The sequence below is a fragment of the Rhizobium sp. 62_C5_N11_2 genome (assembly GCF_051811185.1).
Classification (GTDB): Bacteria; Pseudomonadota; Alphaproteobacteria; order Rhizobiales; family Rhizobiaceae; genus Rhizobium; species Rhizobium leguminosarum.
Genome location: NZ_JBPWPW010000002.1, coordinates 508,863 through 521,844, shown reverse-complemented (window position 1 = coordinate 521,844; position 12,982 = coordinate 508,863). Strand labels below are relative to the sequence as shown.

The window sequence follows — 12,982 nt, the reverse complement described above, 5'->3', positions numbered from 1 at the left end:
CATCGCATGGTCACCAGCATCAGCTCTCCGGGCTGAGCCATATCTGGCCGAAGCTGTTGTTGATGCCCTGCGCACCCGGCGCGAAGTTCCTGACCTTTTTGCTTGCAATGATCTGCGAGCCGGCCGCGACCAGATCGACGGAGACAACATCCTCGTGAATGATGCGTTGGAACTGATACCAGAGGTCGCGTCGCTTCGCCTCATCGGGCTCGACTGCCGCCGCTTCAAGAAGCCGGTCCACCTCGGGATTGACGTAGTGGCTGGCGTTGGAGAAGACGAGGCCGATCTTGAAGTTCTTCGACCAGTAGGCGCGCTGGACGCCGAGGCTCGGATCGAAGGTGTTCGAAAGAGATTCGATGACCAGATCCCATGCGCGGTCGGTGTAAACGGTCTTGAGGTAGGTCGCGAGATCGAACTTGAGGATCTCCGCCTCGATACCGACGACGGCGAGGGATTGCTTGATGAAGTCGGCGTAAGAAGGCGTGAGGAAAGAGTTATAGGCGAGGCGAAGCTTGAAACGGCTGCCGTTAGCGCCTCTGGGATAGCCAGCTTCATCCAGCAGTTTTTCCGCGAGTTTCGGATCTGGCGTCCGGGCCTTGATGCTCGGATCATACCATTTCGGCAATGCGGTGCTGACTGGGCTGGGCGAAACGGCGCCATAGCCATACAGCGCAATATCCAGCAATTTCTGCAGATCGATGGCATGGGCGATTGCCAGCCGAACCTCGCGCTTGGTGAGAATCTCGTTCTCATAGTTGAAGAACAGCTGCTGCTGCGGGCCGGAATAGGCGTAGGTCGTCGTATCCACGACCAGGTTTGGATTGGCCTTCAGGCGTTCTATGTCCGACAGGGGCACCGGGTTGGCGCCGATGTCGATTTCACCGGTTTCGAGCGCGGCAGCGCGAGCCGAGGGATCGAGGATGACGCGAAGGACGACCCGGTCGAGATAGGGCTTGCCTTCGTCCCAATAGTTCGGATTGCGGTCGAAGATCAGATGACTGCCCGGCACCCACTCCTTGAGGATGAACGGTCCGGTTCCGATCGTCTGCGCAAGCTTGGGCTGTTCCTCCGGCTTGAAGGTTTCATAGACATGCTTCGGTACGATCGGCGATTCCGAACTGCTGAGTGCCGTGATCAGATAAGGCGCGGGTTTGGAGAGGACGACAATCGCCGTATGCGGATCGGGCGTCTCGACCGCGGTCACGTTCTGATAGGTGATGCGGCCGCGGGGATGGGCTTCCTTCAACCGAAGAATCGAAAAGGCCACGTCGGCAGCGGTGAAGTCTGCGCTGTCATGCCATTTCACGCCCTCGCGGAGTTTGAAGGTATAGCGCAGCTGATCGTCGCTGACCGACCATTCCGTCGCCAACAGCGGGATCGGATTGAGGTCGTAGTCGAAATCGAACAGGCCCTCATTGATCTTCGGTCCGATCGCCTGACCGGTGCCCGATGACGTGTTGATGGCGATCAGTGCGCTCGGGTCGGGATAATAGGCCCAATTGAGCGTACCACCCCTGACCGGTGTTTCAGCGGCCGCTTCAGCAAAACGAGGCATGCCGGCGATCGCGAGGCCCGCCCCGCTTGCAAGTAGCAACTGATTGAACTGGCGACGATTGATCGACATAGGCTGCTCCGAAAGCACAAACACGGCAGGCCGCGGACGGAGCCCCATGCCCCGCTGTCCGGATGATCCCTGTACAGCCCTCTAACTCAAAGGCAGATTTTCTATCGTTCTTTGAAAGCAAAGCTTGTCAGCGTTTCGAGCCTGTCTCCGGATCGCTGCAACGATCGAGCATCTGCCGAACCGTCGATCTACCGGTCGGCGCGGCCGAGAAGCCGTCGCGCATTGCCGCCGGCAATAAGCGCCTGCGCCGCCGCGTCGAGGCCGGCCCTCTTGAAACTCCTGCCCAGGGATTGTTGCGAAAGCGATGGCAGGATCGGCCAGTCGGTTCCGGCAAGCACTCTGTCGGGACCGAAGAATTCCGCGAGAATGGCGATGATCGAGGGATCGTCACCCATCGTATCGAAATAGATATTCGGCCTACGGCCCTCGGCGCGGTTCTGCCGGGAGTAACGGCCGCCGCGTGATGCCTGCACGATGGCGCCGAGGCCAAGGGTCGCGAAAACGAAATCGAGGTCGGGAAATTCGTCCAGCAGGCCGCTCTCCAACACCGACAGGAAGGCGACGCCGTTCATCAGCCCACGGCCAAGGGAGTTACCAAGCTTGCCGGCGCCTGCGATCAGAATATCCGCCTGCGGTGCGTTGACCGGATGCACAAAGACCGGTCGTTTGAACCTGGCTGCGACCGCAAGTGTCGGCCGCACACTGGCGTCGCCCAGGAATTTGCCGTCACGGGAAGAATCGATGACGAGGCCTGACAGGCCGAGTTCGCCAAGCGCTCGCTCTGCCTCGCGCGCAGCGATCTCGCCTGAAAAAGGATCGACGGTCGCCAATGCCGCAAGGTGCCCAGGATTGGCCTTAACCAGTCCGGCCAGCCAATCGTTGACATTGGAGATCACCTCGGCATCGATCGATCCCGCAACGCCGAACAGGCTTTCAACCGTCGTGCTCAACACCGCAAGCGATACACCCGCCGCCTCGAATTCGTCGAGCAGCGCGGCCGGATCGACGACCTTCCTCAGGCTATCGTCGGAAAGCCCGGAGGAAAGGCGCCTGGCGCCATCAAGGCCCCATTCTCGCGGCCAGAGGTGAGTATGAATATCGACGATGTCCAATCTGCCGCTCATGCGCTGCCGCTTTCCTTGAGATAACGATCTGATGATGATGCTTCCTGCGTCAGCCCGAAGCGCTCCCGCAGGCTTCCACTCTCATAATGCCGCGGGAATATGCCGGCATCCTGCAGGCGTGGGACTACCTGTTCGACGAAGTCAGAGAGATCGTCGGGTAGGACCGGAGCCTGGATGTTGAAACCGTCGACGATGCCAGAACGCCACCAGGCGATAATGTCGGCCGCGACATCGTCAGCCGTGCCGGCCACGAGCCTGTGGCCTCCCTCCACGCGCCGAACGAATTGCCTCGGCGTGATACGCTCGTGGCGCGCAAGTTCGGCCAGAGCCTGCGAGAAACCTGCCGGGCGCTGCTGATCGGCCGTCGTCTTAAAGAGATCGCCGGAGACCGGCGCATCGGGATCAAGCGCGCCATAGTCGATCCCGGCATCCCTGGCGAAGCGCCGCAACAGCCCCTCCTCGCTGCCTGTGCCCGACACCGCCTCGTGCCGCTCCAACGCCTCTTCCCGGCTGCGCCCGATAATCGGAACCAGTCCGGGAACAACCCGCAAAGAGCCGACGTCACGCCCCTTCGCGATGGCCCGCTTATGGAGCTCGTCACGAAAGGCGCGAGCCGCCGATAGCGACAGCAGCGAGCAGTAAATGATCTCGCCATAGGCGGCAGCAAAATCGAGCCCCGGCCCGGAGGCTCCCGCCTGGCCGATGAGGGCGCGCCCCTGCCGGTCGCGAGGCACGTTGAGCGGCCCGGCGACATTGTAGAATTCGCCCCTGTGCCCGATCGGACGGGCAAAATCCGGATCCCAAAGCCCAGCCTGTGGATCGGCTGGCCGACGCAGTTCCCAGCTATCCAGCAACGCACCGATCACCGACATGAATTCATGTGCCTGCCTGTAGCGCGCCTCGCGCGGCGGCAAAGGTGCAGAGCCATAATTCGCCGCGACGGCAGGGTTGAAGGACGAGACGATATTACAGATGACGCGGCCGCCAGAAATGTGATCGAGGGTCGCCAGCCGGCGCGCCAGATCGTAGGGCGCGCTGTAGGTGGAGGAAACCGTAATCTCGAAGCCGATATCCGGCACGGCAACAGCAAGCGCCGTCGACAGGGTTAGCGGTTCGAAGCTGTGCAGCGGCCGCTGCGCAGGATCGGCGCCGAGCGCCGGATGGTCTGAAAAGAACACCGCATCAAGAGTGCCGGCATGGGCAATCCTGGTCGTGCGCAGATAATGGTCGAACTCCGCGAAGACGAGTGGCGAACCGCCGACATGGCGCCAGGAATCGGCAAGATATCCGGTACTGTTGATACCAGCCGTAAGGATAAGTCGCTTTTGCATGAATAACGTGTCCGCCTGCGCTGCCTTGCTCGGGACTACGGTGCTGCGCGTCTTTTTGGACGTACAGAGGATTCTGCACACTATGAATTATGCAGTCGCCGCGGCCCGTTCAGTTATCCTTAGGATGTGGCTGGCCTGAAGGCAGAATTTCTTTTGCGTTGGAAAAGAATAATTTGTTTGCTGATGCTGATGCCGTCGGACATCAAGGCCCGGGTGCCACTTGGACCCATGCCCGAAAGCCGCCACGCTCTCAAATTAGAAATATTTTCTCAAATTACAGGGAGAAGTTGGCATCGATGGGAATGGTCTCCCGTATTTCCTTCTTATATAGTCTATAAAATTAATAGACTATAACGTGCCTCCGCCGAGTGCACTTCGCAAGAGGGCCGATTTTATCGGATGATCGCAATGGCCAAACAGGTGATCGAATACGCCGGCGTTCCGGTCGGTATCGTCGTTCCAGACAAGGACCTGCTGAAGTTCATCGCCGTGAAGTTTCATGTTCATGACCTCGACGGCCAGCACTTTGCCTCGCCGTCGGACGTGCTGCGGGCAATCCACAAACTGATGTCGACATCAAACGCTGGCGTTCATCGCGCCGCCTAATCGGAGAGACACCATGGGCAGGCTCCGCCAATTCTTCCGGCTGTCCGCACTACGCGACGATCTTGAAACGAGGTTGCTCGCTCGAGAGTATCGCTCCCTGCTCCTCGACGACCATTTCGAAGACGGCACGGACAAGGAACTCCAATCGAAATGCGCCGAGCTCACTATCGAAATCTCTTCGCGCCGGTATCGGCACTGCCATTGAAAGAGCTTCTGGCTCCTCACACCATGGCAGGAACAGCGCCGTCAGCCCTCAACAGGTGATCTTCAACATCGTCATCGACAACAAAACATTGCAACGTTCAACCAGGACTACAAGGCATGCAAAGCAGATTTTTCGCCCAAAGAGCCGTCGTGTTGCGAACCACATTGAGAGCAGCCGTTCTGGCTGCCATCATCCCGTTTGCATTCCAGAATACGGCGTTGGCGAGCCAAAAGGTGCTTCTGTCCTACGAGGCGACGCCCTCCGCGGGTTTTCATCTGCCGCGGCTTTCTCAGGCCAGTTATGATGATCGAGCGGCATTTTCAGCCGAAGTGCTAAAAGAGATCGTGCCGAAGATCATAACAGCCAATGGCATCGACCCTGCGACCTTGGAGACAGAGGTGACGCCCGGCGGGTATCTCCTCAAAACCAATGCGTCACTTCAGACCGAGGGGGATCTTGACGACACCGCGGCTGATCGGCTTGCCGGCTCCCTGGGCTACGTCTTCCGCCAACATAGCGTCCTTGCCTCTCGCCTCAACGACACAACAGGTAAGACGGGCTTTGTTGTCGTGCGGTTTCACCAAGACAGCCTTAACGCCACCGTCGCGCAGAAATTCTTCGAGGCAGCAGACGCAACGGAAAAGGGCTTGGGCGGCGGATACACCGCGTTTGGAGATGAACAGATCTTCCTCAACGTGACGAACTCCGAAGGAAAGCCTTATAGCGGCCTTGATGACGCAACCTTCCAAGACGGCCTGAAACGCGCTGCCGCATCCTTTGGTGATCCCGCACTGGAAGTGTATTCTTCTGGCAAGGCAACCGCACGCTTTATTGGGAATGATTGGGAGACGTCGAAGAGAGGCGAGGACTATCAAAGTCTGCTCGGCGGACCGGACGGTGAGTTGGTGAAAAAGCTCGACGAGATCAGTAAAGACTATGCATCCCTCGTCGCAAAGACAGCTGAAAGCAAGGGCTGGAACCGAGATGAATGAGGGCGTGTGCGAGGCGCCCACGCACAAACGGCTTGATGGTGGAGCCGGCTGTTTCGGGCAAGCGGACAAAATTAGAAAATTTTGTCTATCGATTTTATGGATTAAACCGTTCCATAGCCCTGTCTATTTTAACAATGAGATTTTCGAACGCCCCGCGGATGCTGGGGACGACCATGCAGCTTTATATCCGCGAGGTGCTTGCCGCGCTTATTGCCTCGCCTGGATCCGTCTCTGGCGAAGAAACGACCATCCGCTTCGGCCATCCCGGCATCGGTCTTGACAACAGGGAATATTAGCAAGCGATGACAACTTTGAATGAATATCTCCGACAGAAGCGCGAAGCACTAGTCGATCGGCGGGCGCGAGTCAGAAAAGGCGAACTGGGCACGGTCACATTGAAGGCCAGTGCAAGCGCAGAGGGCCGCAGCGGCGTACGTCGTATCCGAATACGGGATTTTCAGGTCATTTCCGACAGCCCGCCCGATTTCGCCGGCTACAATCTGGGTCCGTCGTCTCCAGAACTGCTGCTCGGCGCGCTTTCGAGCTGCCTGACCCATACCTTTCTGATCCATGCTTCCGATCGGGGCGTGCCGCTTGAGTCGCTGCATGCCGAAGTCTCCGCCACGATCGATCCGCGTGCAGGTGCAGAAGGATTTGAAGACATTCCCGTCTATCCCCAGGACATCACCTACCTGGTCACCCTGGTATCTCCCGCAAGCACCGCGGACATCGCCAGACTGCAGGCGACCGTGGAAAAGATCTGTCCAATCCTCAATCTGCTGAAACGCGGAAACGAGGTGCGCGGGCAGTTGGATCACCAGCAGCCTGGCCATCAGACAACGAGCGCCGACTGATGACCGTATAGTCATGCGTCAGCACGTGTTCTCGACTTCGTTTCGTGTGGGGAACCGTCGGAGGTCGGTTGCTGCATAATTCCTTAAATTGGTATCGGTTGAAGGATAAAATCATGCGGCCATTCAAAATGCGCCCGTGGTACGGCGACAAGCGGTGCTCCGGTAGAACCCAGATGGCGAGCGCTCAGTTTGCTTGAAGCAAATTCCTGAGACACCAAGGAAAAATCCGAAGAGAAGAACACCCATGGCTAGTCAACCCGTTACCACCCGCATCGTCCTTGCATCGCGCCCATCCGGAAAGCCGGTGGCTGCGAATTTCCGGCTCGAGCAGGAGACGGTTCGGGATCTCGCCGAGGGCGAGATTCTTCTCCAGACGCTTTATCTTTCCCTTGATCCCTACATGCGGGGCCGCATGGACGATGCCAAGTCCTATGCCAAGCCGGTCGAAATCGGCGGTGTGATGGAAGGGGGCACGGTTGCGCAGGTCGCGCGCAGCCGCAACACGGCGTTCAAGGCGGGGGATATCGTCCTCTCGCATTCCGGCTGGCAGAGCTATGCGATTTCAGATGGTAGGGGCTTGCAGAAGCTAGATCCGCAAACCGCACCGATCACGACAGCGCTCGGCATTCTTGGAATGCCCGGCTTCACGGCCTATGCCGGCCTTCGCAATATCGGCAAACCCAAAGCCGGGGAAACACTTGTGGTCGCAGCAGCGAGCGGCGCGGTTGGCTCGGCAGTTGGGCAGATGGCAAAGATTTACGGTGCGCGTGTTGTCGGAATTGCAGGCGGGTCCAAGAAATGTGACCACTTACGCCAGGAGCTCGGCTTCGATGTCGCGATAGACCATCATTCGAGCGAATTTCCGGCACAACTTGCAGCCGCCTGTCCGAACGGAATCGATATCTATTTCGAGAATGTTGGTGGCCACGTCTGGAGCGCGGTGTTTCCATTGCTGAACGACTTCGCGCGCATACCGGTCTGCGGGCTCATCGCGCATTACAACGAAGGGTCCTCTGTCTTGAGTGGACATGATCAGCTTCCTGCGGTGATGCGTGCCATCCTGCGGAAAAGCCTCACCATACGAGGCTTCATACAGCGCGAATTTGCCGACCAGCGTCCTGACTTCTATCATCAGGCCGGAGCGTGGATCTCTGAAGGGCGGCTCAAGTACAAAGAAGATATCGTCGACGGACTTGAAAACGCTCCGGACGCATTCCTTGGCCTTCTGGAAGGGAAAAATTTCGGAAAGCTGATCGTGCGTGTCGCGCCCTGAACATAGCCTTGGCGTTATCTATTGCTGGCGCAGTTCTTTTTGCTCGCTGCCGGGACAGAACAAAAAAAGCGAATCCCGGAGAAGCTGATGCGGGAGCACGTACGCTCTAGGAAGAAGATGACGACTGCGGAATTGTCCGCAAGGGTAAGGCGGATGCCCATCTTCAAGATCTGAGCTCACCATTTCCGGCGTAATAATTTCATCAAGAAGGATAATGCCGTGGCCGCTGCAACAAGGACGCTTCCGATACTCGACCTCGGGCGTTTTGCATCCGCTCATCCGGAACGAGAGCAGGCGCTCGCGGAGCTTCGCGACGTCAGCCGGACGCTCGGATTTTTCTATCTCACCGGACACGGTATTCCGCAGCGACGGATTGACGATCTGACCGAACTCGCGCGCCGCTTCTTCTCGTTGCCGGAAGAGCAGAAGCTGGAAATCGAGATGCGCAAGTCGCCGCATTTTCGCGGCTATAACAGGGCTGGCTTCGAATATACGCGCGGCAAGCAGGATTGGCGTGAGCAGGTTGATTTTGGTCCCGAGCGCCAGAGGCTGGAGATCGGCCCGGGCGATCCTCCATGGAAGCGACTGTTTGGCCCGAACCAATTCCCCTCGGCGCTTCCGCAAATGCGCGCAGCCGTGCTCGAATGGATCGAAGAGGTGACCGGTGTGGGCCTCAAGGTCCTCCAGGCATTTTCCGAGGCGCTTGGCCAGAGCCCGGATGTCTTCGCGCCGATCTATGCCAATGGTCCGAACCAGCTTCTGAAGATCGTGCGGTATCCCGGTCGCGATCAAACGCAAAGCGACCAGGGCGTGGGCGCCCACAAGGATGGCGGCTTCGTCACCATCCTGTTGCAGGACGTCATCGGCGGCCTGCAGGTCGATGACGGCGAAGCCGGCTGGATCGACGCGCTGCCCATCCGCGGCACCTTTGTCGTCAATGTCGGCGAGCTGCTGGAACTCGCCTCCAACGGTTACCTCAAGGCCAATATCCATCGCGTCGTCACCCCGCCGGCCGGCGGTGACAGGCTATCCATTCCGTTCTTCCTCGGCGCGAACCTGGCTGCGACCATCCCTGTTCTCGATTTACCGCCGGCGCTTCTTGCAGAGGTGCGGGGCGTGACGCAGGATCCGCTCAATCCTTTGTTCCGCGAGGTGGGCCGAAACGTGCTGAAATCGCGCCTGCGCTCGCATCCTGACGTGGCGCGGGAGCATCACGCGGACCTTTTGGACGGGCAAGCAAGACAGAATTGACCACCCTGCGTTCACCAAAGGACGCCGGGATCGACACATCTGGCGCGGGGCCGCCCATGAAACTGAGCATGTCTTCGATCATAACCGTGATCCTGCTTGCGGCCATGTTCGGCCTCGTCGCGCTCAATCCCTTTGGAAGGAATATCGTCGTCCATCAGGACCAGGGTGCGGCATTCTCGGCAAACTGAACTGCTATTCGGCGAACTTGCCTTCGGTTTGAGGAGCCCGGAAATGCGCCTGATGCGCCGCCAAATTCGGGACGGAAGCGATCAGCGAGCGGGTATAGGGGTGCTGCGGATGGTTGAACACCTGCTCCACCGATCCGCTTTCGACGATCACCCCATCCTTCATGACGGCGATCCGGTGGCTCATATGCTGCACGACACCCAGATCATGCGAGATGAACATCATTGAAAGCGCCAGCCGCTGCTGAAGATCGGCCAGCAGATCCAATACCTGCGCCTGCGTTGTCACATCCAGCGCGGAAACCGGCTCGTCGCAGATCAAAAGCTTCGGTTGTGCTGCCAGGGCCTGGGCAATGGAGACACGTTGGCGCTGCCCGCCGGAAAGCGCGGTCGGGCGGCGGGCGAGCAATTCCGGCGCGAGGCCGACCATCTCGATCAGCTCCGCCACCTTCCGCCGGCGTGCCGCCTTGTCGAGGCTGCCGAGCAGCCATAGCGGCTGCTCTATGATGCGCTCGACGGTAAAGCGTGGATCAAATGAACCCAAAGGATCCTGACTGATCGTCTGGATGCCGGCTCGTACCGGCCGGCGGGCGGCTTCGGTCAGCGCACTCCAGGGGCGCCCGTCGAAAAGCACGTCGCCGCTATCCGGCCTACGCAGCGCCAGGGCGATCTTGCCGAGCGTCGTCTTGCCGGAGCCGGATTCGCCGACAATGCCCAGCGTTTCTCCGGGACCAATCTTTAGTGACACGTTCCTGACCGCTTCCAGGAGGCTTCCATCGGGGCGCTTGAAACTGACAGAGGCATTGCGGACCTGCAGCAGAGGCTCTCCGTCCACCGGGGTGCGGTTATAGGTTGGTGCGGCATCGGGCGCGCTTAGGCGCCGGCCGCGCGTGGCGCCGGTCGGGACCGCAGCCAGCAGGCGGCGGGTATAGGCGTGCTGGGGAGCGGACAGCACGTCTTGCACCGGGCCGGATTCAACGAGACGGCCATTCTGCATAACCGCGACGCGGTCAGCCAGTTGCGCCGCAACGGCGAGATCATGGGTGATCAGAAGAACGCCGAAGCCGGCACTCGCGAGACCCTTGAAGAGCGATAGAACCTGCTGTTGGACGGTCGCGTCGAGCGCCGTGGTCGGTTCGTCGGCGATCAGCAAACGCGGCTCGCCCGCGAGCGCCGATGCGATGAGGGCCCGCTGCCGGAGCCCTCCGGAAAGCTCATGCGGATATTGGGCAGCGCGGATCTCCGGCTCGGCAACGCCGACGCGTGTCAGCAGTTCACCAACGCGCGCGGCCACCTGCGATCGCGCCACGAGCCGATGCGCGAGCAACGGCTCGGCAATCTCGCGCCCGACCATACGCAGCGGGTCAAGGGAAACCAGGGCGTCTTGCAGCACGAAACCGATCTCGCGCCCGCGGATCTCCCGCCAGGCCTTCTGCGACTGCCGCAGCAGATCCAGCGGCCGGCCATCATGTCCCTCCAGCACCATTCTGCGGGCCTGGACATGCGCATGTGCACCAGCAAGGCCGACCAGCGCGCGCGCCGTCACCGATTTTCCCGATCCGGATTCGCCGACAAGCGCGAGGATCTCGCCCGGCGCGATCCGCAAGGAAAGATCCGAAACAGCCTCGACGACGCCCTGTGGCGTATCGAAGGCGACATGCAGCCCGTCGATCTCGAGCAGCGGTGGGCCGGACGAGGCGAAGGCGGGCGGGCTCGGACCGGGTCGTATGTTCATCGGGCATCACCCCGTGCCAGAAGCGTCTGCAATCGCCTGGCGACAAGGGTGATCGAAATCACCGAGACCGCGACCACGGTGGCCGGCAGCAGACTTGTCCAGGGGGCAATATCGATGAAATTGCGGCCGTTCGCCAAGAGCGCTCCCCATTCGGCGGCAGGCGGTACGACACCAAGGCCGAGAAAACTCAGGGCCGAGGCGGTCAGCACCGAGGCGCCAACGCCGATCGTCGCGAGGATGACCAGCGGCCGGACGGCATTCGGCACGATATGCTCGATAATGATCGTCCAGGGATGTTCACCAAGCGCCACGGCATGCTCGACATAGCCGGAAAGCTTGACCTGCAAGACTTGCGAGCGGATCAGGCGGGCGTAACCGGCGATCGAGGACAGGCCGACGGCCAGCAGGGTGTTGAGGGGGCCGCGCCCGAGCACGGCGATCACCAGCAGCGCCAGCAGAATTTCCGGAAACGCCAGAAGAATGTCGATCACGCGGATCAGAAGCCGGCTTATCGGCTTCGGCGACAGGGCTGCAGCCGTCCCCAGAATGACGCCGCCGAAACAGGCGATCACCGTGGCCCCGATCCCGATCGTCAGCGACTGCGATGTTCCGTAGACGATGCGAGAAAAGAGATCGCGTCCCAGTTCATCGGTTCCAAACCAGTGAATGCCGCTTGGCGCTTCCAAGATGGCATTGGTGTCGATCGCGTCCGGATCGAACGCCGTAAACCATTGCGGCATCCAGACGGCGAAGGCGAGGACGATGACCGCGGCAAGGGGCAGCAGCAGCCCCGGCGCGAGCCAGGGATGCCTGCGACGAGAACCGGCAGCCGTGCGGCCTCGCAGCACCGTATCGAACAATTCCGTACTGCTCATGCTGCACTCCTTCGCAGGCGCGGATCGATCAGCAGATAGAGCGCATCGACCAGAAGGTTGATGATGACGAAGACGAAGGCGGACAGCATCACCAGCCCAAGGACGAGCGGCATGTCGCGGGTCTTGATGGCTTGAAGGGTAATCTGCCCGATGCCCGAGCGGCCGAACACGGTCTCGGTGAGGATCGAGCCGCCGAGCGTGCTTGCAAACAGCGTTCCCGTCAAAGTCGAAGCGGCAAGAGCCGCATGGCGCAGGCCGTGCCGTAACCGGAGCGCCGTCTCGCCGACGCCACGCGTGCGAACCGTCAGCGAAAAGGGCTGAAGCAGCGCCTCCTCCAGTCCGTCCCGCAGCACCTGGGTCAGCAGCGCCGCCAGCGGCAGGCTGAGCGCAGTGGCCGGCAGGACCAGCGCGGAAAATCCGGCATTGCCGGTCACCGGAAACCATTGCAGCCGAAAACTGAAGACCGACAGCAGCACGATGCCGATCCAGTAGACGGGCGTACTGAGCAGGACCAGCTCGATTCCGGAGACGGCAATAGCGATCCCCCTGCGCCGCCCGGCGGTCGCCAGAGCAATACTCAACGACAGGATCAAGGCGATAAAAATCGCAGTGCCGGCGAGCTGCAATGTCGGCCCCGCCGCCTCGTAGATGAGCTCCGTAACCGGCTGGCGATATTGGTAGCTTTCACCGAAATCGCCGGTCAGTGCGTTGAGCACGTAGCGCGCATATTGCACGTAGAGCGGCTGATCCAGTCCGTATTGTTGTGTCAGCACGGCGCGCTCAGCCGCATCGACCACATTCTCGCCGCCCGACAGCACCGAGACGGGATCGCCGGGAATGAGCTTTACGGCAACAAAGGCAATCGTTGCCGCGCCCCAGAGCACCGCAACGACAACACCGAGCCGCTTCAGCCCGGCCCGGATCATA

13 protein-coding genes are annotated in these 12,982 nt (G+C 60.3%); 7 read left to right on the top strand and 6 right to left on the bottom strand.

Going from position 1 to position 12,982, the window contains the following annotated elements:
- Window positions 1–19: 19 nt before the first annotated feature.
- From AB8B31_RS25975 to AB8B31_RS25965, 3 genes are all read right to left on the bottom strand, one after another.
- Entirely contained in the window at window positions 20–1,624 is a 1,605-nt protein-coding gene (locus AB8B31_RS25975; RefSeq protein WP_131702442.1) for an ABC transporter substrate-binding protein, read from the bottom strand.
- Window positions 1,625–1,812: 188 nt separating this feature from the next.
- Window positions 1,813–2,748: an amidohydrolase family protein gene (locus AB8B31_RS25970; protein ID WP_131606479.1), complete on the bottom strand. Its 936-nt coding sequence runs from the start codon at window positions 2,746–2,748 to the stop codon at window positions 1,813–1,815.
- Window positions 2,745–4,079: an NtaA/DmoA family FMN-dependent monooxygenase gene (locus tag AB8B31_RS25965; RefSeq protein ID WP_131606477.1), complete on the bottom strand. Its 1,335-nt coding sequence runs from the start codon at window positions 4,077–4,079 to the stop codon at window positions 2,745–2,747. Before AB8B31_RS25965 ends, AB8B31_RS25970 begins: the two co-directional genes overlap by 4 nt.
- Window positions 4,080–4,487: 408 nt before the next feature.
- Between AB8B31_RS25965 and AB8B31_RS25960 the strand changes: the two genes are divergently transcribed.
- The 7 genes from AB8B31_RS25960 to AB8B31_RS25930 all read left to right on the top strand — a co-directional run bounded on the left by AB8B31_RS25960 (window position 4,488) and on the right by AB8B31_RS25930 (window position 9,260).
- The gene (locus tag AB8B31_RS25960; RefSeq protein WP_131606475.1) at window positions 4,488–4,685 is read left to right on the top strand and encodes a hypothetical protein; all 198 of its coding nucleotides are present in this window, start codon (window positions 4,488–4,490) and stop codon (window positions 4,683–4,685) included.
- Window positions 4,686–4,698: 13 nt separating this feature from the next.
- Entirely contained in the window at window positions 4,699–4,890 is a 192-nt protein-coding gene (locus AB8B31_RS25955; RefSeq protein ID WP_027687159.1) for a hypothetical protein, read from the top strand.
- 275 nt (window positions 4,891–5,165) lie between these two features.
- Entirely contained in the window at window positions 5,166–5,882 is a 717-nt protein-coding gene (locus tag AB8B31_RS25950) for a hypothetical protein (protein WP_131606497.1), read from the top strand.
- Window positions 5,883–6,055: 173 nt separating this feature from the next.
- Window positions 6,056–6,178 (top strand): hypothetical protein, encoded by a 123-nt coding sequence (locus tag AB8B31_RS25945; protein ID WP_281040556.1) that lies wholly within the window; start codon window positions 6,056–6,058, stop codon window positions 6,176–6,178.
- A 6-nt stretch (window positions 6,179–6,184) separates the two neighbouring features.
- A complete protein-coding gene (locus AB8B31_RS25940; protein ID WP_131606473.1) occupies window positions 6,185–6,736 on the top strand; it encodes an OsmC family protein in 552 nt (183 codons plus the stop codon).
- Between the two features lie 244 nt (window positions 6,737–6,980).
- Complete coding sequence (locus AB8B31_RS25935) at window positions 6,981–8,009, top strand: NADP-dependent oxidoreductase (RefSeq protein ID WP_439007591.1); 1,029 nt, start codon at window positions 6,981–6,983, stop codon at window positions 8,007–8,009.
- Between the two features lie 219 nt (window positions 8,010–8,228).
- Window positions 8,229–9,260 (top strand): isopenicillin N synthase family dioxygenase, encoded by a 1,032-nt coding sequence (locus AB8B31_RS25930; protein WP_168326246.1) that lies wholly within the window; start codon window positions 8,229–8,231, stop codon window positions 9,258–9,260.
- 192 nt (window positions 9,261–9,452) lie between these two features.
- Here the strand turns inward: AB8B31_RS25930 and AB8B31_RS25925 are convergent, their stop codons facing one another.
- Genes AB8B31_RS25925 through AB8B31_RS25915 form a run of 3 tightly spaced genes read right to left on the bottom strand, consistent with a single transcriptional unit; the run spans window position 9,453 to window position 12,981 of the window.
- Window positions 9,453–11,180 carry a dipeptide ABC transporter ATP-binding protein gene (locus AB8B31_RS25925; RefSeq protein ID WP_439007571.1) on the bottom strand — a complete coding sequence of 576 codons (1,728 nt, stop codon included), beginning with the start codon at window positions 11,178–11,180 and terminating at the stop codon, window positions 9,453–9,455.
- A complete protein-coding gene (locus AB8B31_RS25920) occupies window positions 11,177–12,055 on the bottom strand; it encodes an ABC transporter permease (RefSeq protein WP_115156501.1) in 879 nt (292 codons plus the stop codon). Before AB8B31_RS25920 ends, AB8B31_RS25925 begins: the two co-directional genes overlap by 4 nt.
- The gene (locus AB8B31_RS25915; RefSeq protein WP_246796850.1) at window positions 12,052–12,981 is read right to left on the bottom strand and encodes an ABC transporter permease; all 930 of its coding nucleotides are present in this window, start codon (window positions 12,979–12,981) and stop codon (window positions 12,052–12,054) included. The genes AB8B31_RS25920 and AB8B31_RS25915 overlap by 4 nt, the downstream gene beginning before the upstream one ends.
- Between the last annotated feature and the right edge of the window lies 1 nt (window position 12,982).